A 19,928-nucleotide genomic window follows, 5' to 3' on the forward strand; every position below is an offset into this window, starting at 1 on the left:
ATATTACTCAGGCGGTTTTATTATTTTACTGGTTATTACCCCAGAGATCATGGAGCCTGATACATTCAACGCGGTGCGCGCCATATCAATTAAAGGTTCGATTGAAATGAGTAAGGCGACCACCTCAATCGGCAAGCCCATGGTGGGTAGAACCACTAAGGCTGCAAAAGTAGCGCCGCCGCCAACGCCCGCGATCCCAAATGAACTAATCACCACAATGCCAATGAGTGGCAGTATAAAGCCTAAGGTCATAGGATCGATGCCTACGCTTGGCGCGACCATTATGGCTAGCATGGCAGGATAAATGCCGGCACAACCGTTTTGTCCTATAGTGGCACCAAATGAAGCTGATAAGTTGGCAATAGCCGGTGGCACCTTAAGCTGATTAATTTGCACTTCAATATTCATAGGAATAGCGGCTGCTGAACTGCGCGAACTAAAGGCAAAGGTAAGTACCGGCCAAATCTTTTTGAAAAACTCTTTAGGGTTAACGCCCGCTAAACTAAGCAAAAAGCCATGCACTATAAACATCAGCAAAATGGCCACATACGAAGCAACAATAAAGGCGAGTAAGTTTAGAATATCACTGCCGCTTGAGTTTGCTATTACGCTAGCCATAAGCGCTGTAACGCCAAAGGGTGTAAGTGAAATTATCATCTTAACTAGGCTCATAACGGTCGCCTGTAAAGCGTTTACACCTGTTTTGATGGGGCCTGCTAAGTCAGTGCGCTGTAATACCACTTTGCGCGCCGCAATGCCGACTAACACACCAAAAATAACAACGGCAATAATCGAGCTAGAACGATCATTGCTTAAATCAGCAAAGGGGTTTTGTGGGATGAAACTTAGCAACATTTGTGGTACCGTTAAGTCTGCAACATCGTTTGCTTTGCTTTGTAAGTTCGTCATTTGCGCAGTTTCGCGGGCGCCTGACACTAAGCCATCTATATTTAAGTTAAATCCGTAGGTTACGGCGATACCTATAATAGCGGCAATAGCCGTGGTAAATAATAAAATGGAAATGCTCACAAAAGAGATTTTGCCTAAGGAACCTTGCTTTTCAAGCTGCACTACTGCGGCAATCATAAACACCAGTACCAACGGCATTATTATCATCTTCAACAGCCCAACATAGCCTTGACCCACGAGCGCAACCCAACTTAATACTGCGCTGGTGACCTCGGGCTGAGTTGCAAATAAAAATTGTAGCAACAAGCCATAAACACTGCCTAGCAGCAAGCCAAATAATACATTGCGAGAGAGGCTTTCGCTCTTTTTTGAAAATGCATAAATAGCAAACAATAAACCAACAAATAGTGCGAGCATTAAGACTACGCTAAACGACATGACATTCTCTTTTACACGATAATTCAGCGCGGCACTTTAACGCTTTAAAAATATTTAAGAAAATACGCTTTTGCTATGACTTAAACGAAATTGATATGGTCTTATTATTTTTGCTACGCATTAACCGACACGTGAAATGCACATCGACTTTGTCAATCATGATGATATTGCTATGAGGCACTACTAAATGTCTTTATACTTATAGGGTCGAATCTAATGGGGCCACAAATATGACAAATAAAATAGTAGAACATGGCGAAGAAGGGCACGTTCATGGTCCAGAGTGCGGCCATCACCATGAGTCTCAAACTCCTATTGTTAGAGGCGGCGCTAAAATTGGCCGAAATGACCTTTGTCCATGCGGTAGTAACAAAAAATACAAAAAGTGCTGCGCTAAATAGAGCTCCCTCTTGCCCGTCTACTTTTTTAGATGTAAAGGAAGCTATGCGCAAAGCACTCGCTCAAGCTGTTTTTCGACGTCATGTAGGTGGTTTTGTTTTAGCCACAGCCGTACAGGTGTTTTTGCTGTTAACACTAGCGGCTCGTCAACAGCTTTACGCAACCATGAGAACTTAAACATAGTAATTGCGTGTGTATTGCTTTGCAGATCAGCTTCTCCGTGTAGCATAAATATTTCAATCCCCTTGTGATGGTTAATTGCGAATACTTCATTAGGCCTTAATGTCACGCAAAACACTTGTTCGTATTTACTTTCAAATAACGACTGTTTGTGAGATTGATCCACATTTTTTATCTTGGCGGCCATTTGATGTTGGTCATTTGGATCAAACTGCCACAGCTTCACAAAAATAGTACAGCCTACTTCAGAGCCAGGAGTGTGCGATGATTGCGGCGGATTTCTCATATAAGTACCGACAGGATAATCGCCGTGTTCGTCTTGAAAAACACCTGTAAGAACAACGAATTCCTCACCACCATTGTGAACATGAGGTGAAAATTGACTGCCTGGCGCATATCGCACGATGCTAGTAGCACGGGCTACTTCATTCCCCACACGATCAAGCATCTTTCGCTCAACACCTTGCATAGGCGACGCTATCCATTTACGTTCCTGAGCATGAACCACCACCGTGGTATCGAAATTTGCATTTATATTCATATGTACTTTAGCCTGAAGGTGATCTACTTGATTTTACGCTTTTGCTTATTGCTTTTCTTCAATAGCTTTTACTCTAGCACGAATATCATTGAGCACTAGAAAAGCTCCGAAAAAGACTGCACCAAATATTGCAGAAGCAACAAGGCCCACTATTGCACCTATGACGCCTCCCGATTGCCAGCCGCCAACGAAACCTGCAATGAGTAAAAGCCAAAGTCCTATTTCCAAAAGAAGCGTGTAAAGATTTACCACTATTTTTGATAACATTATAATTTCCTTTTTATTAATCCCCCTCGTTTTTTCACACAAGATTTGTGAGGTGGAAACCAAATCTTTACTTCTATAAAAACTCTAAAGGAGTTAGTGCTAACGTGTAAGCTATTTATTGCATATTAACACCAACCCCTTTAAATCGCTGATTTCTCAAAAGTAAAAGTGAGCTAAGAATAAGGCAAATACCCTAAATTACCGGTGTTATTAGGCTGATAAACACCTTGATGCCCATAAAAGTCGGCATATTGAAAAGACATTAGTCGTATACCCTTTTTTTTAAATGTAATTTAATTACGGTTACCATTGAATACTTTACATATCTATCGGTTTATACCATTGCTTTTAGTGACAAGCTTGTTGAACGCTGTCTTATTGTCAACGAATTACAGAAGTAATGGTGTATATAACAACAAATGTCATAAATCTGAAAGTTTCCATCAATTTGGTGTTTTAGTGTTCTTTGCATAGAATATCCACTGGCGTAAAGTTGGCAAGTGCACAAGCAAAGGAAACGTTATATGAATCAGCAGTTTGAACAAGAATTACAGTCAAGTTGGCAAGAAAGGCAAGAATTTGCAGAGAAAATGTTACCGATAGTTGGCAGATTGTATCGCGGTAGTGCCGTAGAAATTTTAGTGTATGGTCGACCAGTGCTCAATGCCAGTGTAATTGACATTATTAAAGCGCATCGCCGAGTACGACAGTTTGAAGGCTCAAAGCTACGCCTACGTGAAAGCTGGCCTATCCTTGAGGCAATAAGCGAAATGAAACTTGCCCCTTGTCAAATCGATATTGGCAAACTTGCTTACGAATTTAATTACGGTGAGAAGGCTGTTGAAAATGCCAATATTCAGGCTTTTTTACGCACCAAACTTAGCCAGGTATTAGATAAAGTTGACGAGCACAAGCCACGAGATGTCGTACTTTATGGCTTTGGTAGAATAGGGCGCTTGCTAGCTCGGCTTATGATTGAACGCCAAGGCAAAGCCAACAAGCTACGTTTAAAAGCAATAGTGGTGAGAGGCGGCAGCGACGGCGATTTAGAAAAACGCGCAAGCTTGTTGCGTCGAGATTCCGTTCACGGCCCGTTTAACGGCAGTATTACGATAGACAAAGAGCGCAATGCGATAAAAGCTAACGGCTCATTTATTCAAGTCATTTATGCCAATCACCCAAGTGAAATAGATTACACAAAATATGGCATAAGCAACGCTATAGTTTTAGATAACACCGGCATGTGGCGAGACGAAGAAGGTTTGTCGCAGCACTTACAGGCTAAGGGCGCTGCTAAAGTGCTGCTGACCGCGCCAGGCAAAGGCAACATTAAGAATATAGTGCATGGCGTTAATCACCGCGATATTTTGCCCAGCGACACTATATTGTCTGCCGCGAGTTGCACCACCAACGCAATTACGCCGGTATTAAAAGCCTTAGATGAAGAATATGGCATCGACAGTGGACATGTTGAAACAGTGCATTCTTTCACTAACGATCAAAACCTGATTGATAATTACCATAAAGCAGAACGCCGAGGCCGTGCCGCCACCCTCAACATGGTTATTACCGAAACAGGCGCTGCAAAAGCAGTATCTAAAGCTTACCCTAAACTAGAAGGTAAACTGACCGGCAATGCGATTCGTGTGCCTACGCCTAATGTGTCTATGGCAATTTTGAATTTGAATTTACAAAAAAACACCGACAAAGAGAGCATCAATACTTTCTTGCGTAACACCTCTTTATTCAGTGATTTACAGCATCAAATCGATTACACCTCGTCAACCGAAATAGTGTCTACCGATCTGGTGGGTACACGCGCTGCAGCTATTGTGGATTCGCAAGCCACTATTGTTGCCGACAATCGCACAACCTTGTACGTGTGGTATGACAATGAATTTGGCTATAGCGTGCAAGTAATGCGTGTGGTTACCGATATGGCTGAATTAACGGTGCCAACCCTGCCTTAGTTAGCATAAGGGGCGTTGTCAAAACCATGCTTGAACAAACTAAAAAAGCTGTTTAGTGCAATCTACGCCGCTTTTTTTTATTACAGGTTTTGCAAATCTACTTTGTTTGCTAGTATACAGAAAAATAACAATAACAAGCGTGCGTGCCTGCTTATGTCAAATACCGTAAATGCGTCAAATAAGTCACTTAAGCCCATTCTTTCAATTAGTAGCAATTTCGATAGTGGCAATATTAAAGTGCTAGGGCTCAACGCGCCCAACGATATTCAACTGGCCATAAATAAAGACAATGATTCTGAATTTTACCAGTGGTTCCATTTTAAGCTGCATGCCACTGCCTTCATTGAATATAAATTACATATTAATGACTTGGCCAAATCGGCTTATCCAGACGGTTGGAAAGGTTATCAGGCTGTAGCGTCTTACGATCGTGAAACATGGTTTAGAGTCGACACTGAATTTACCGGTAATCAACTCATTATCGATTTAACCCCAGAGTACGACAGCGTTTATTTTGCTTACTTTGCCCCTTACAGCTACGAGCGTCATCTAGACCTCATTGCCAACGCGCAAATGAGCTTTGACTGCAGACATGAGCTGCTTGGCTTAACGCTCGACGGCAGGGAACTTAACTTACTTGTTATCGGTGAGCTTGATGCCCACGCATCTAGCAACGATACAGACAGTTCCCAGCAAACACCCGCAAAACATAAAGTATGGATAACAGCCCGTCAACATCCAGGTGAAACTATGGCGCAGTGGCTAATCGAAGGCCTACTGGGTCGATTGTTAGATGAAGACGATGGTCTTGCCAAAATACTGCTGCAGCACTGCGTTTTTTATGTTGTGCCTAATATGAACCCTGACGGCAGCGTTCGAGGACACCTGCGTACCAATGCCGCTGGCATAAATCTTAACAGAGAATGGGCAAAGCCAAGCGCCGATAAAAGTCCAGAGGTATTTCACGTACTCAACAAAATGCAAGAAACGGACGTAGATATATTTCTTGACGTTCACGGAGATGAAGCCTTACCGTATAATTTTGTGGCGGGAAGTGAAGGTATTCCAGGTTACGATGAGCGTATTAAAATGCTCGAAGACACTTTCAAAGACTCACTAATGGCAACCACGCCTGAATTTCAGGATGTTTATGGCTATGACAAAGACGAACCGGGCAAAGCTAATCTTTCCATAGCCAATAACGCCGTTGCGCATAAGTTTAATTGCCTTGCCTACACTTTAGAAATGCCCTTTAAAGACAATGCGGATTTACCTGATGAAAGCTTCGGCTGGTCGATAGCAAGGTGTCAGCAATTGGGCGAAGATGTACTGGTGGCGGTTAACGCTGTTGTTAAAAAACTTTCTTAAGAAGAACGTATAAATAAACATTATTAGTTTGAGCGAAAATAAAACCTAAGTTAAACAAGGTAACAAAAGCTCAACGTCAACGGTTTTACACGCCAACAATAAAAAGGAATAATAAAGTGGACGTATTACACGATTTTTTTAAATTACTCGACAGTTTTTTAGGCTCTGCTGTCTGGTTTCCGTATGCGCTATTAGGTACTGGTGCTTTTTTTACTATTTATTTAAAGTTTCCGCAAATACGTTATTTTAAGCATGCCTGGAGAGTAGTAACAGGCAAGTTTGACAAAAAAGGCGCTCCAGGAGATACCACGCATTTTCAATCTCTCACCACGGCGCTTTCGGGCACGGTGGGCACCGGTAATATTGGCGGTGTTGCACTGGCTATTTTTCTAGGCGGCCCTGCTGCACTATTTTGGATGTGGGCCACTGCATTTTTTGGCATGACGACCAAGTTTGTGGAAGTAACCTTGTCGCACAAGTACCGCGAAAAAACTGCCGATGGTACCTTCTCAGGCGGTCCCATGTACTACATGGATAAAAAATTAAACATGAAATGGCTAGCGGTGGTTTTCGCGGTGGCCACGGTTATCAGTTCATTTGGCACCGGTAACCTACCGCAAAGTAACAGTATAGCGATCACCATGGAAGCCACCTTTGGCTTTGAACCTTGGATAGTGGGCAGCGTGTTAGCCATACTGTTGGGTTTAGTCATATTAGGCGGCATAACCCGTATTGCGGCAGTTACTTCTAGGGTTGTGCCGTTTATGGCCGTGGTATATATCGTGGGTGCATTTTCGGTCATTTTTTTCAACATCGAAAATGTGGGTCCTGCTTTTGTATCAATCTTTACCGACGCTTTCACCGGCTCAGCCGCAGCGGGTGGTTTCTTAGGCGCAACCTTTGCATACGCTTTTAACCGCGGTGTCAACCGAGGCTTATTTTCAAACGAAGCTGGACAAGGTTCAGCGCCTATTGCCCACGCAGCTGCTAAAACAGAAGAGCCTGTTTCTGAAGGTATGGTGTCAATATTAGAGCCTTTCATCGATACTATTATAATATGTACTCTTACCGGCTTAGTTATTTTAAGTTCTGGGGTGTGGAATGAAAAACACGAAAATATATTCGACCGCTCTGATATGTATTACGTGCAGGGTTCTCTTTCGCAAGACAATATCGCCGATTCCACCAATGTATTTCAATATTTAAACAAACTAGACGGCACTACAATAGAGCCTTTCAATGGCACGATTGCGGTAGTGAATGGTGTCGCAGTCTCTGACGGTTTTACGCTAATTAACGCCCGTTCTTTCGCTGAAGAAGTGACTTATCATGTAGGTTCGCTAGATGATCTGTTTTCGGGCACCTTAATTATTGAAGACGGATCTATCACGCGCGACAATATTATTGTACATGGAAAATCGCTCATTCACTCAGCGACCCTCACCACATTGGCATTTACCAAAGGTTATTTTGGTGACTTTGGCCAATACATCGTTTCTATAGGGCTGTTACTATTTGCGTTTTCAACTGCTATCGCTTGGTCCTACTATGGCGATAGAGCCATGACTTATTTATTTGGACCAGCCTCGGTAATGCCTTACAGGGTGGTATATGTATTTGCCTTCTTGTGGGCTGCAGTGTCAGATACCACCTTAGTATGGACTTTGTCAGCGGTGGCAATAGTGGTCATGACATTACCAAACTTAGTGGGTATCTTATTGCTGAGAAAAGATATGAAAGATTCGGTTAAAGCATACTGGGATAAAGTAAAAGTGGCTAAATAGAGCGATGCTTTAGCGCTTGATATTAGACTACCTTTCATCGGAACGTTACGTTTGAAAGAGCGTCCTTGCTGATATATTATGCAAGGGCGTATTTCAATATAAAAATATTGATGAGTAAGGGCTTTTGATTATCAGGCCATTTAACGTGGGTTTGTAGGGTGAAAAGTACGAAGTAATTAATATAGGGGAAATGCAAAGGTATTATGGCAATTATTAACTGTCCATCTTGTAACAAAACAATTTCTGACAAAGCCAAAAGCTGTTCTCACTGTAAACATGAATTTGGTGATATCAGCGCAGAGGATATTCGTAGAAAAGCCGCGGCTAAACGCTACAAAGCGATGCAGAAAATTCAAAACCAATCCATGCTAGCAATGTTACTGTTCATTATAGGGTGCTATTTCGCTTTTTTAGGTGATTTTCCCGCAGGCAAAAATGGTATATTGATGTACAATGCTTCCATTGCGATTACGATCATTGGCTTTATATGGTACGCCATTAACAGAGTGCGTATTACACTTATAAAACGAAGCTAACATTCGGTGTTTTTTATCAGGTATAGGGTATTTTATGCAAGCTGAACAGCTACTGGCGGTAATGTCACCAGACATTTACGGCAAATTTAAACAGGCCATCGAAACTGGTAAATGGCTAGACGGAAAGCCCTTAAGCCCACAGCAGCGTGAAACGGTGCTGCAAGCGGTGTTGATGTATCAAGCCAAAGTAGAGCAGTCTGAAGAACATATGACCGTGGGGAAAAATGGCGAGATTGTGCAAAAATCTCGACAGCAGTTACAGCAAGAGCTTAAACAAGCACAGTCTAAAGAAATAAATATAGCGCGGTTTAAACAGGATGATTTTTAGTCAGTTTTTTTCCCCCAACCACAAGAGTAGTGATCCTGAAAAGCGTATTGCTAGCATAGACAAACTTAATAAAGACACGAAAAAAGACAAGAGCATACTGCACGAGCTTGCTTTTAACGACGATAATGACGCGGTATCTCTTACTGCACTCAACAAGCTCGATTCCTTTGTGCTATGGATGAAATCGGCAGAAGCATCGGCATCGCTGCGCATAAAAAAACATGCTATGCAAGTTTGTATTGCGCAGCTTGAAGATGAAAAAATTGTCTCAGATAAGTTGTTTTTAGCATTTATAGGTGAAAGTAAAAACAAGCCATTGTTAGAGCAACTGCTTTTTTCCAGCAAGCGCTTACAAAGACAAGATACACTAGCATTAAACACACTATTTTCACTCAAAAATGCAAACCATATTCGCCGCTTTTATCAAGAACATGCCAGCATAAGCCAGCAAATCCTCATTGTCGATAAAACCCACGATGTTAAAACACTGTCTAGAATGAACAAATACGCAAAAGATGCGCGCGTTGCGAGCGCGATTAGCGATAAAGTCACGAACGTGTCGCTTATGGCGGAAAAGCCACTAAAAATCACCCAGCAAATAAGCATGATTAATTCTAGATTGTTGGCGCTAAAAGACGCCCAAGACTACGAGTATTTGCGCACACAGTTAGAGCAGCTTAGCCGCGAATTTGAAAGTTTACAGCCCGACATTGAATGTTTAGGCGACGTTGTGCAGTGTTCATTAAGTGAAAAATATGAAAGCCTAAAAGCGGTAGTTGTAAGTAAGTTAGCCACATTTGAAGAGGCACATAGAAAAACACAAAGGCTTGAACAAACAAGCTCACAGTTGCGCGATCTGCAGGAACGATGCAAGCAAGTGCAAGTGCAAATAGAAGCATTAAATCGCCAGGAGCCTCACGCTCATAAAACTGCCGAAAACACAGCTGAAAACAACGCTATAAATCCTGCCGACAGTACCACGGATAATGTACAAGCCTTCGTCACGATCTTGAGTACAACCTTAGAAGATGTCACAAAGACGATAAGCGTAATTGATCAAAAAACGCATACACAAACTCACATTCAACAGCTTGCACGCCTAAGATCTTTTGTTGAACATCTGCAAGCTCAGTTAGCAAATGTATTTGATATTGTTGAGTTTGCATACAAGGGTAAGCTTATAAGTGAAGCATTAGCGCAGCTATTTTTAGATCACGAAAAACAAAGTGAAAGCCTGATATCACAGGGAGAAATTGTGGTTTTAAAGGAAAAAATCAGTGTGCAAAAAGCCGCATTTGCGCAGCTCAAAGAAGATGCTAAGGGACTACTACCATCGCACGTTAGTAAAGAGTTCTCTCAAACACTGTCAACCGTAAATGCGCTAGTTAAACAGCTAAACGATCACTACAAGCAAATTGAATATAAATGTGAAAATAAGCTGAAAGTAGTTGACAGAATGATAACGCAGGGTAAGTTTAAACCCGCAATGGCGATGTTCCATAACGTACAAAATTTATATGAAAGAGTGGCAGGAAATGCGCCAGTGCGTTTACAAAAACTGTTTGACCATACCTCTGCCCAGATTAATAAGCTGCAAGAATGGCAGGCTTACATTGCTCAACCTCGTAAGCCGGCATTGCTTGAGCAGGCCGAAGCATTAGCAGACAGTATATTTGAAGATCCCTATGAGCGCTCTCATAGAGTTAGAATATTAAGGCAAGAATGGAATAGCTTAGGTCAATTGCATACGCCTGAAGATGAAGCTGATAACAAAGCTTTCGACGCACTTGTAGAAAAAGCGTTTGTGCCCTGCAGAGCCTTTTTTGCCGAATTAGAAAGACAACGAGAGTTAAACTACCAAAAAGCTCTAGACCTTATTCAAGAAGCAAAAAGCTTAGACAATGAACTGCCAGCACCAGAGTTAGCCTCGAAAATGGGGGCCTTGAAGGTGCAGTTTAATAAACTAGGTGAGCTTGAAAAAAGCCAAATAAGTAAAGTGCGACGTGATTTCACCAAGGCATTAAAGCCACTAGGCGCTATCATTAACAGCGCGCAGCAGCAGTGCGCACAGCAAAAGCAGGGATTGATTAATCAAGCTAAAAAAATTGCAGATGAGTCCACAGAAGAAGCACAACTGTCCCAAGGCGTCGAAAAAGCTAAGCTGATGCAGCAAAAGTGGCAGCAAATTGGGTTTGCGGGTAAAAATATCGACAATGAGCTTTGGCAGGCATTTAGGCAAGCTAATGATGAGCTCTTTAACCGTTTTCATAAACATATGAATGCTAAAAAAGACGCCAGCCAAGCGCAATTTAAAGGTATAGATAGAGAGATAAGTCAGCTTATCGCTAAAGTAAAAGCGGCCAAAAACAGCGGTGAACTTCAGTTTTATGAATCTGAGTATACTGCGCTAGAAGAAAAAGTTAAAGCGTCAGACGCGCAAAGCTTTAAAAAATTACAGCCACACTTACGCAAAGCTGACGATATATATACGCAGGCCAATGAGCGCCTAAAAAAGCAGCAGAGCACGTCGGCGCTCAATAATTTGTTTGGTTTTCTCCAGTCGTATAACACCATTGAATTGCCTGATGAGCATGAGTATTTGCTAGGGCGATACAAATCATGGGTAAAAGGCGATGTGCCCAAAGTCGATTTACTGGTTGGTTTGGATAGACTCGCGCTTACGCAAGTTGCGGCGCTATTAATAGACGTACCTTATGCAAGTATACCTGTTGGTGATGAAGCCACACGTCAAAATTTACAGTTACAGATGATGGCCGCAAAACTTCAAGGCGACAGTGTAATTGAACCAGAGACGGTGTTAGCCACGTGGGTGAGTAGGGGGCCAATTCAAAACATAGAACAAGATAGTTTGCAGGCGATGAAGAAGCTTTTTACGCGTTAGTTAAGCCCGTTATTATATGTAAAGTGAACGACAAAAAATGAGTAAAAAAAAGCATATTTATGTAGCCTATACCGGCGGCACTATTGGCATGAAACCCTCTGTTAAGGGATTTGTGCCTGCCGCGGGCTACTTGTCTGAAACGGTGGCAAAAATGCCAGAGTTTCATCGCAGTGAAATGCCAAACTTTACCATTCATGAATACAGCAAACTACTCGATTCTAGCGATATGAGCCCCTCTGATTGGCTAGACATTGCCCAAGATATTGCCTCTAATTACGACCAATATGACGGTTTTATTATACTGCATGGAACCGACACCATGGCGTATACCAGCTCGGCCTTGTCTTTCATGTTGGAAGGGTTGCAAAAGCCAGTCATTATAACGGGCTCACAAATTCCGCTGGCTCAGCTGCGCTCAGATGGCCAAGCCAACTTGCTTAATGCGCTCTACATTGCAGCCAACTACCCGATAACAGAAGTGACTTTGTTTTTTAACAATAAGCTTTTTAGAGGTAATCGCGCGCGTAAAGTTGACGCAGATGGTTTTGATGCATTCGACTCGCCTAATTTTCCGCATTTACTTAGCGCTGGCATTCATATTGAAGTGAACACACAACTACCTGCTTTGCCCACAAAAGCCTCTAGACTGACGGTTAGCCCAACTAAAAGCCAGCCAATAGGGATGGTCAATTTATACCCAGGCATTAGCAGTTCGGTGCTAACAAACATTATTCAACAGCCTGTGAATGCCTTAATTCTGCTGAGCTACGGGGTGGGCAATGCGCCGCAAAATTCTCAGCTTTTGAGTCAAATTGACAAAGCCACCAAGCAAGGAATTATCGTGGTTAACTGCACGCAGTGTATGCGCGGCACCGTAAATATGTCGGGCTATGCAAACGGCAAGTTCGTTGAAGAAACAGGCGTAGTGTCGGGTAAAGATATAACCCCCGAAGCGGCATTGGCTAAACTGCATTACTTGTTAAGTAAAGACGATCTTTCTAATGTGCAAATGCGCCAGTCTATGGCGCTTAATTTGCGCGGTGAAATGACGGATTAAGTCTCAATTACGTGCTTTATGTGCACTGCTAGGTCGTCAAATTACTTGTTATTCTACTTTTATAATCATTACGAAAAAAATCCAACGCTTTAACAAGTTAAGCTTTGGTCAAACGAAGACTGCTTAAAAGTGTCTTTTAAAACAAAAACCGCAGCATTTCGGCTATAGATACTATTACTTTTTACTTAGTGTTAATAAAGTTGGCTCAATTTAAATAGAGATGGCTCAAATGGTCTTTTTGTTTAAACAAAGTGGGCTCAATTCAATTTTGTTCTGGCTCGGATTAACTGCAATGGAAGTCTGTCAGCGATGGAATTTGCAAAGTAAGCGATGATTGCGAACAGTAAATTTAATGAAAACGTTTCTGATTAATCTAATTACCGTTACCTACAGCAAAAGTAAATCGACTATCTTAATAGCCGATTTAGATCCATTGCAGATGTTTCCCTTTGTTTTGCATGACACATATCGCTCTTTATAATAGGATCAGTAGCGTAGCGCTGTTACCTTTTTGATTAGATTGTTATGTGTCTCGTGCACCTACTTTAAGAGTCACAACAGTGATAACTGTCTTAAGTTTGTGGCTGATTATTTGACAAACAGTGGGCTGCGTAAAAATGATACTGTTGCGCGTTGGGGCGGTGAAGAAATAGTAATATTACTGCCCAATACTTCTTTAGATGACGCTTATATTATGGCGCGGCGCTTGTGTGAAGGACTCAGCCAAAATAAGATGCACATAACGCGCTTTATTTAGCGCTGGTGATATGGGGGGAATTCGGTAATAATTACGCCATAGTCATGACACGAGTGCTTTATTTGAATTACCTAAATCTTAACGACAATGCCGCAACGTACATACAAAGCTCATTTACAGGCAGTGTGTTAACTATCATGATGAACAAACCAAAGAAGTTAAACGGTTGGACGTCAGAAATGATGGAAGCTATCGCAATTGCGTTTGAAAAAGCCACGCAAGACGAGCCAACTAAGGTCGCTATTTTCACCGGCACCGGTGATTACTTTTCAGCTGGCGTGAATTTGAGTGGCACAATCAAACTGATGGCACCTAAAAAGCTGCATCGTTTGATTGTGCAACACAATGAAGAATTATTTGATAGGTTTTTAACCTTCCCAAAACCTTTATTAGTCGCCATTAATGGCCCCGCTATTGGTGCAAGTGTTACCTCAGCAAGTTTATGTGACGGTATTATTGCGTCTCACACCGCTACCTTTTCAACGCCTTTTGCTGCGTTGGGCGTTAGCCCTGAAGGCTGTTCAAGTGTTCACTTTGCTAGGCTAATGGGAGAAGACAATGCCCAGCGTATGTTGGCAAGTGAGGGCTGGAAGCCAAATGCAGAAGAAGCATTGACAGTAGGCTTGGTTCAATGGGTAGTCCAAAAAGATCGACTTCAAGCAGAAGCCGAAAAAATAGCACAAGCTTGGGTCGCCAGTGGTCGCAGTCGGACCATTTTAGGGGGCAGTGAGTTAGCAGAGTTACAGCTTGTAAATGCAAGCGAATCAATCGAGCTTGCTAATCGATTTTTAGGCGCTGATTTTTTACGAGGACAATTTACTTTTCTATGGCGTAAGAAGAAGCGCCTAGCGTCGCTTATGTTTCTATCGCTGTGGTTGCTTCGACCGTTATGGAAACACCTCTTATAATGAGCATTTAAAGAGACAGATTAATGAAATTTAGGGAAGTACTTAATCGCCGCCGCGAGGGCCAGAATAATTCGTCAAGTCACTGGCTGCGGCTTTTTCAACGCGAACAACGCCGCGTCCTGAGTCGTGTCGCGCCCAGACATCACCGGGCCCTTTATTGGATACAACCCGACCAGCAATACCCTGGCAGCCACGCTTAAAATCGCTGGGATTACCCCTCTGTTCTGGCGACGTGCCACTTCCTTTATCATCAATCGCGGCTCGCAAGATATCTGGATTATTCGTAAAAATGGCATCAACACCTAAAGCAAGCAGATAGTCCATTTGCGTCCGTTCATTTACGGTCCAGGTATGCACATCATGACCATTGGCATGAAAACGTTGAACGGATGTTGGATCGTTGAAAATCGCCGCAGAATTTGGCGCGAATGCGTCGATATAATCTGGGCCATTGCCGCTTGCCACCCACTGCAAGAGTTCAAACGACGTGCGCCTAGCAAACAAAAAGGCCGTCGGCAGTTCCGATAACTGTTTAATGCGTTTTAGACTAGACGCATCGAAGCTTTGCATGACGATCGTTGATGTCTGTATATCACCGGTATCCAGCAAGCCTTTGCGAGCCAGAACCTCGACCAAAACTGCTTCGGCACGGCCTTGCGCCGAATCTTTGGTTTCCACATGAAAGCGCATTAAGGGATTGTGATCCAGATAGCAATCAAGTTGTTCTTCGAACGGTACTATTTTCGCGCTGGAAAATTTAATGCCAAACCATGAGCCAAAATCCAGTGCGCGCAGCTCGTCCAAGGTAAAATCTTGCACCCGGCCAGACCCGTCGGATGTGCGATCTACGGTGCTGTCGTGAATACAAATTAGCACCTCATCTTTAGTCAGAAAAAGGTCGCATTCGAGCATATCAACGTCCATTTCCATGGCGAGGTCGTAAGCGTAAAACGTGTGTTCTGGGGCGTAAGCGGAGGCACCTCGATGGCCGATATTGAGTTGAGGCCCCAAGGCGGTGTCGATTTGCGCCAGCGCAGTGCTACTCACGGCGATCGAAGCCAAGAGCAAAGCGGATACGACGTTGGAATACAGATTACATTGATACATAGATATCCTTTGCTTACTTTGCTAGTTCAAAAAGAACTGCCAATCTATTCACAGAGTCTCGCAAAAAGTTTTGCACAATATAGGAAAGATAATACATATACCTTTATAAATCCAGAGCTTGCAACTTCCTTGCGCCCACTCTCAAGCTTGCGCTTGTGGAAACTTAAACTATGCGCTTTAAGGTCGTGCTTTTTACAATATTGTGCCTAGCTTAAGGTAGACTTTTGCCATAGGCTAACATGTTGCTGCCAATATGATTCTATTTGGTCTAGGCAGAATTTTTTCACCACTTACACTTCCTCAGAAAAAAGAAAAAAAGACAAGCTGCGGCTCTGGTTCAGCAAACGCGCTATACAACGACGCGCGTCATTAATATAAAGCGGGTGCTGGCTTCACGCAATTTACGGCACGGCTGTTGTTTGAAATGAAGCAGGTGTTTGTGAGTCCCGGTTTTATTGTGCTGCTTATTATTGCATCGGCTATTATTATAAAAGAGTTTATAAACCCTATCGGTATGTACGGTGCAAGCAACTGGTCGTTAACGTATTATATGGTTGAGCTTATTCAAGGCGCATTTTCACTTTCTATTATTATTGTGATCACTTTTTACACCGCAGAGGTGGAGTGGCGTGCGCGTAATACGGGTATTGTCGATATTGTCGACAGCATGCCAGTGCATAACTTTATCTTTTGGTTATCTAAACTGCTCGCAGTAAGCTTAATTGTAGTGGTTTTGCTTGGCTTTGGCATGCTCTTTACCTTAGCAAATCAGCTGCGCGATCCCAACAAAATAGATCCCGTTTGCTATGTTTCGGCTAACGAAGTGGCGCAACAATGGTTTGGGCATCAGTTGCTACCCGCAAATGTGCAAGGTAGCGCGGTGCTAAGTGAAACCTTATCCCAATATGCAGCATTACAATTAATGGTGAATAAATATGGTGAAACTAAATTACGACAGTTTCTTAGCTCCGAATTAGATGACTATTTACGAGGACGATCCACCGAATATTTACAAGAAATGCCGCTAATGCGAGCTGAAAATAAAGCCTATATTTATTACAATAAAGGGTCAATTGTAATGATGGCAATAGCTGACAGAATAGGCTTTGACAAACTCAATAAAGCGATTAAAGGACTGCTCGAAAAATTTGAAAATTCAAACTCACGTAAGGCCACTACACTTGACTTATTAAGTGCTATAAAAGAGGTTGCTGATCCTAAGGCGCATGCTTTTATTAATCAGCAGTTTTCTGATATAAATCTTTACAACATTAAGTTACTTGCCGCAAAGTGGGAAAAAGAAACCTCGCAAGTAAACTTAAAAATAGATGCTGCTAGGGTAATTGCTGACGGCCTAGGCAATGAAACTCCGGCTGTATTTGATGATGTGGTTGATATTGTGGTCTTTGCCAATGACCCCAGCGACTTTAGCAGCGAAACGGTGGTTTTATACCGTCAAAAACATCGCTTAGTAAACGGTGAAAACGAACTTGTTATACGCCTTGATGGCAGTCTTAATGATGGTTCACAGCCTGCTTATGTGGGTGTGGATCCTTTTGTTCGTTTTATTGGCACAGATGTTAAAGATAATGTATTGCGTATAAAGACTAAAGCCGAGGAATAATGTTTATTGCCCCATTTTCCACTTTTAAATCTAGAGGAAGTTTACTCAGCAATACTATTTTTGGGTCATTGCTATTCAAGGTATACACAGGGTTTTGTGCTAAAAACGCATTGATAATACTTATTGCCTCGTTGTTAAGCGTACCTAAGTTGCCCCTAAACCGACCCGCATCGATGCTTGAGTCGAGTAAGCTTACGTCGCGTAAAAAAATTGCTTTTTTCTGACTGTCATAAAAAGGACTGCCTTGAACTTGCAGTTTAAGGCCTACTGGGTAGGTAAAGGCGAAGGCATCAATTATAGCGCTAGTATCGAGTCTTATTAACACTACATCGCGATTACCGGGACCGATAACAACATCCAAATCGTTTAGAGCAAACTTTACTGGTAAGCCCATTAAATTCACATTTTCGCTCAATTTAGGCAATTGCTTAATGAGTACGGACTCGATATCTTCATTGCTAAATGAATAAACTGACAGACCTTGTGTGCTGGTGCAGGCTGATAACATGAGCGCGCTTAGAATGAGTAAAATTCTCATATTGGTCCTTTTGGTGTAAATAATAAAATGGTTACGACGCTAAATATCTTAACAGCCAACTATTAACAAGTACTAGCGACTTAATTACTAGGGCTACATTTTAACGCTATCAAGAATGCTTGACGTGGTGAAGCAAAAAATACACATTTGCGAAGTAAATAGTAGGCCTATGGGGGTGCTTAAAAAGAGTGAAAAAACGAGCATGCTGAGCAATTTATACCACTGTGCCTAATTACATTATGCGAAGCCGCAACGATTGCGCCGCTTGCTCTTTCAACGCAAAGCGATCAGTTCAGCATTGACGGGTTGCACTGTTAGGCGAGGTCACGTTAATTAGCCCGTGTAGCCTTATATATGACAGTATTCACTATTATATTAGCGCATCAGGCAGCGGCTCAATATGAAAAAAGCATCGTTGTTTACCGAGCATTCTATCGTAAACTATAGCGTTAGTGAGCATCTAAACGCTGAGATTACGATGTTATGCGAAGTCTGTGCTATGAAATTGCGCATCTAAATTGGGTGATTATTTTTGCTCACACCAGTACCAATAACCTTACGAATGTTCAGTAAGCTTTCCTCCAAATTGGCCTTAGTAAGATGGATCTACGTAAATATGGTAAGTTTCTCGCATTAGACGTCTATACGCATTTGAATACAGTCTAACAAAACTTGTATTCATGTGAGTGTTGTCAATTATATTAATCACATAAGATAGTGCTGCTAACTTCGTCATGGCCTTTATGCCCTTTTATCATTTGAAACGCTTTACTTTGAGTATCTACTTTGAAACATAGCCCTACAGAAAAAGATTTATGGTTTGTACCGCTAGGCGGAACAGGCGAGATTGGCATGAATGTCAATCTTTACGGACACAACAAACAATGGTTAATGATCGATTGCGGGGTAACTTTTAATGTGCCGCTGGATCGCGAGCAAGATGAAAAAATAGGGGTTATGCGCCATAATATGGTGACTGCCGATTTATCTTTTATTGCAAATCGTCGCGACAGTTTATGTGGCATTGTATTAACGCATGCGCACGAAGACCACCTTGGTGCGGTGTTAAGCCAATGGGAGCAGCTAAGGTGTCCAATCTACACGACTGCTTTTACCGCAGAGGTGCTAAGACGTAAAGCTTACCGCGCAGAGATCCCCTACGAGTTACCCATAGTCGTAGTAAAAACAGGCAGTGTGCTCGACATTGGTCCATTTACAATTGAATGGATACCCACCACACATTCTATTCCCGAAGCTAACGCACTGCTTATTACTACCGCAGTAGCGCGCGTATTACACACCGGCGATTGGAAAATTGATGCAAGCCCTGTGGTTGGCGAAGGCTTTAATAAAGAGTTGTTTAAACAGTTAGCCAGCAGGAATATTACGGCTATGGTGTGTGATTCAACAAACGCTAACCGGCCCGGACATTCAAAGTCAGAAAAGGACTGTGAATTAGGCTTAGGCACGGTCATTAGCAAAGCAAAAGGCAGGGTAGTGGTAACCTGTTTCGCCAGTAATGTAGCGCGTTTAATTACGCTAGCAAAAATAGCGCAAGCGACCAATCGCTACATGTGTTTATTAGGCCCCGCGCTTGAAAACATGGTTAGCATTGCCAGAAGCACAGGCTTTTGGCCCGCAGAGTTTAAAATTACGCCACGTCGTCATATCGGCTATCTGCCTAAACATGAAGTGCTCATTGTAGCAACGGGAAGCCAAGGAGAGCCTCGTGCAGGCTTATACAAACTAGCATTAAACAATCACAGAGACTGCGATCTTGAAAAAGATGACACCGTTATTTTTAGCAGTATTGTCATCCCTGGAAATGAAAAACCCATAAAGAGATTAATCACTTTGCTTGAAGAGCGTGAAATACACGTAGTAGAGTCTGCAAACTGCGAGCATATTATTCATGCTTCCGGGCATCCGAATGAGGGAGATTTAGCCCAGTTGTTTAATTGGGTAAAACCAAGCTGTATTGTGCCTGTGCACGGAGAGCCTAAGCACCTGCTAGCTTGTTCGCAGGTTGCAAAAGCGCAGGGCATAAACCAGCAGTTGGTGGGTTTAAATGGGGATTTATATAGTCTTGCGCCGCGATTTTCCATAAAGCGTGGTGAAATAAGCGCGCCCCGAATCGCCTTATAAAAACGTGTTGTTACAAAGTCTAACGTAAATTCGATTTGACTAGCACCGGCAATAGCGCAGAAAATCAACACAAATTGCTGTCAGATCGGACCACCAACTTTTTTCTTGATATTTCTTGCAGGGGTAATTTCCTCAGGTAAAACCTGTAAACTCGGGCTCATCGTATTTAA

The 19,928-nt window shown here is 42.5% G+C and carries 17 protein-coding genes; 12 read left to right on the top strand and 5 right to left on the bottom strand.

Features of this window, described 5'->3' with window-relative positions:
- Positions 1-3: 3 nt before the first annotated feature.
- Positions 4-1,347: a cation:dicarboxylate symporter family transporter gene (locus tag GPUN_RS03085; RefSeq protein ID WP_006003306.1), complete on the bottom strand. Its 1,344-nt coding sequence runs from the start codon at positions 1,345-1,347 to the stop codon at positions 4-6.
- 230 nt (positions 1,348-1,577) lie between these two features.
- On the opposite strand from GPUN_RS03085, the gene GPUN_RS03090 reads away from it, so the two are divergent.
- Positions 1,578-1,748, top strand: a complete 171-nt coding sequence (locus GPUN_RS03090) for an SEC-C metal-binding domain-containing protein (RefSeq protein ID WP_006003307.1) — start codon at positions 1,578-1,580, stop codon at positions 1,746-1,748.
- Between the two features lie 41 nt (positions 1,749-1,789).
- Here the strand turns inward: GPUN_RS03090 and GPUN_RS03095 are convergent, their stop codons facing one another.
- Entirely contained in the window at positions 1,790-2,467 is a 678-nt protein-coding gene (locus GPUN_RS03095; RefSeq protein WP_006003308.1) for a cupin domain-containing protein, read from the bottom strand.
- A gap of 45 nt (positions 2,468-2,512) precedes the next feature.
- Complete coding sequence (locus GPUN_RS03100) at positions 2,513-2,734, bottom strand: hypothetical protein (RefSeq protein WP_006003309.1); 222 nt, start codon at positions 2,732-2,734, stop codon at positions 2,513-2,515.
- Between the two features lie 524 nt (positions 2,735-3,258).
- Here GPUN_RS03100 and GPUN_RS03105 point away from each other — a divergent pair.
- The 9 genes from GPUN_RS03105 to GPUN_RS03140 all read left to right on the top strand — a co-directional run bounded on the left by GPUN_RS03105 (position 3,259) and on the right by GPUN_RS03140 (position 14,344).
- On the top strand, positions 3,259-4,704 hold the full coding sequence (locus GPUN_RS03105; RefSeq protein WP_006003310.1) for a glyceraldehyde-3-phosphate dehydrogenase: 1,446 nt from the start codon (positions 3,259-3,261) through the stop codon (positions 4,702-4,704).
- Positions 4,705-4,857: 153 nt separating this feature from the next.
- The gene (locus tag GPUN_RS03110) at positions 4,858-6,072 is read left to right on the top strand and encodes a M14 family metallopeptidase (RefSeq protein WP_051987280.1); all 1,215 of its coding nucleotides are present in this window, start codon (positions 4,858-4,860) and stop codon (positions 6,070-6,072) included.
- A gap of 116 nt (positions 6,073-6,188) precedes the next feature.
- Positions 6,189-7,856: an alanine/glycine:cation symporter family protein gene (locus GPUN_RS03115; RefSeq protein WP_006003314.1), complete on the top strand. Its 1,668-nt coding sequence runs from the start codon at positions 6,189-6,191 to the stop codon at positions 7,854-7,856.
- 203 nt (positions 7,857-8,059) lie between these two features.
- Positions 8,060-8,392 (top strand): zinc ribbon domain-containing protein, encoded by a 333-nt coding sequence (locus tag GPUN_RS03120; protein WP_006003319.1) that lies wholly within the window; start codon positions 8,060-8,062, stop codon positions 8,390-8,392.
- 34 nt (positions 8,393-8,426) lie between these two features.
- Positions 8,427-8,720, top strand: coding sequence for a YeaC family protein (locus GPUN_RS03125; protein ID WP_006003321.1), 294 nt, complete (start codon positions 8,427-8,429; stop codon positions 8,718-8,720).
- Positions 8,710-11,622, top strand: a complete 2,913-nt coding sequence (locus GPUN_RS03130) for a DUF349 domain-containing protein (protein ID WP_006003323.1) — start codon at positions 8,710-8,712, stop codon at positions 11,620-11,622. Before GPUN_RS03125 ends, GPUN_RS03130 begins: the two co-directional genes overlap by 11 nt.
- 37 nt (positions 11,623-11,659) lie before the next feature.
- Positions 11,660-12,679: an asparaginase gene (gene ansA, locus GPUN_RS03135; RefSeq protein ID WP_006003325.1), complete on the top strand. Its 1,020-nt coding sequence runs from the start codon at positions 11,660-11,662 to the stop codon at positions 12,677-12,679.
- Between the two features lie 520 nt (positions 12,680-13,199).
- A complete protein-coding gene (locus GPUN_RS13835; RefSeq protein ID WP_274378073.1) occupies positions 13,200-13,436 on the top strand; it encodes a diguanylate cyclase in 237 nt (78 codons plus the stop codon).
- 44 nt (positions 13,437-13,480) lie between these two features.
- Positions 13,481-14,344 (top strand): enoyl-CoA hydratase/isomerase family protein, encoded by an 864-nt coding sequence (locus GPUN_RS03140; protein ID WP_006003329.1) that lies wholly within the window; start codon positions 13,481-13,483, stop codon positions 14,342-14,344.
- 42 nt (positions 14,345-14,386) lie between these two features.
- On the opposite strand, the gene GPUN_RS03145 is transcribed toward GPUN_RS03140, so the two are convergent.
- On the bottom strand, positions 14,387-15,451 hold the full coding sequence (locus tag GPUN_RS03145) for a glycerophosphodiester phosphodiesterase (protein WP_006003330.1): 1,065 nt from the start codon (positions 15,449-15,451) through the stop codon (positions 14,387-14,389).
- 424 nt (positions 15,452-15,875) lie between these two features.
- Between GPUN_RS03145 and GPUN_RS03155 the strand changes: the two genes are divergently transcribed.
- Positions 15,876-17,075, top strand: a complete 1,200-nt coding sequence (locus GPUN_RS03155; RefSeq protein WP_006003332.1) for a M1 family aminopeptidase — start codon at positions 15,876-15,878, stop codon at positions 17,073-17,075.
- Here the strand turns inward: GPUN_RS03155 and GPUN_RS03160 are convergent.
- The gene (locus GPUN_RS03160; RefSeq protein WP_006003333.1) at positions 17,059-17,613 is read right to left on the bottom strand and encodes a YceB family lipoprotein; all 555 of its coding nucleotides are present in this window, start codon (positions 17,611-17,613) and stop codon (positions 17,059-17,061) included. The genes GPUN_RS03155 and GPUN_RS03160 overlap by 17 nt on opposite strands.
- Positions 17,614-18,465: 852 nt before the next feature.
- On the opposite strand from GPUN_RS03160, the gene GPUN_RS03165 reads away from it, so the two are divergent.
- A complete protein-coding gene (locus tag GPUN_RS03165) occupies positions 18,466-19,758 on the top strand; it encodes a ribonuclease J (protein ID WP_006003343.1) in 1,293 nt (430 codons plus the stop codon).
- The last annotated feature ends 170 nt before the right edge of the window (positions 19,759-19,928 follow it).

It is taken from the genome of Glaciecola punicea ACAM 611 (assembly GCF_000252165.1).
Lineage (GTDB): Bacteria > Pseudomonadota > Gammaproteobacteria > Enterobacterales > Alteromonadaceae > Glaciecola > Glaciecola punicea.

Bases quoted from the DNA above. Each gene is read 5' to 3' on its own strand.
- GPUN_RS03085 (WP_006003306.1), bottom strand. From the start codon at position 1,347: ATGTCGTTTAGCGTAGTCTTAATGCTCGCACTATTTGTTGGTTTATTG.
- GPUN_RS03090 (WP_006003307.1), top strand. From the start codon at position 1,578: ATGACAAATAAAATAGTAGAACATGGCGAAGAAGGGCACGTTCATGGT.
- GPUN_RS03095 (WP_006003308.1), bottom strand. From the start codon at position 2,467: ATGAATATAAATGCAAATTTCGATACCACGGTGGTGGTTCATGCTCAG.
- GPUN_RS03100 (WP_006003309.1), bottom strand. From the start codon at position 2,734: ATGTTATCAAAAATAGTGGTAAATCTTTACACGCTTCTTTTGGAAATA.
- GPUN_RS03105 (WP_006003310.1), top strand. From the start codon at position 3,259: ATGAATCAGCAGTTTGAACAAGAATTACAGTCAAGTTGGCAAGAAAGG.
- GPUN_RS03110 (WP_051987280.1), top strand. From the start codon at position 4,858: ATGTCAAATACCGTAAATGCGTCAAATAAGTCACTTAAGCCCATTCTT.
- GPUN_RS03120 (WP_006003319.1), top strand. From the start codon at position 8,060: ATGGCAATTATTAACTGTCCATCTTGTAACAAAACAATTTCTGACAAA.
- GPUN_RS03125 (WP_006003321.1), top strand. From the start codon at position 8,427: ATGCAAGCTGAACAGCTACTGGCGGTAATGTCACCAGACATTTACGGC.
- GPUN_RS03130 (WP_006003323.1), top strand. From the start codon at position 8,710: ATGATTTTTAGTCAGTTTTTTTCCCCCAACCACAAGAGTAGTGATCCT.
- ansA (WP_006003325.1), top strand. From the start codon at position 11,660: ATGAGTAAAAAAAAGCATATTTATGTAGCCTATACCGGCGGCACTATT.
- GPUN_RS03140 (WP_006003329.1), top strand. From the start codon at position 13,481: ATGACACGAGTGCTTTATTTGAATTACCTAAATCTTAACGACAATGCC.
- GPUN_RS03145 (WP_006003330.1), bottom strand. From the start codon at position 15,451: ATGTATCAATGTAATCTGTATTCCAACGTCGTATCCGCTTTGCTCTTG.
- GPUN_RS03155 (WP_006003332.1), top strand. From the start codon at position 15,876: ATGAAGCAGGTGTTTGTGAGTCCCGGTTTTATTGTGCTGCTTATTATT.
- GPUN_RS03160 (WP_006003333.1), bottom strand. From the start codon at position 17,613: ATGAGAATTTTACTCATTCTAAGCGCGCTCATGTTATCAGCCTGCACC.
- GPUN_RS03165 (WP_006003343.1), top strand. From the start codon at position 18,466: ATGAATGTCAATCTTTACGGACACAACAAACAATGGTTAATGATCGAT.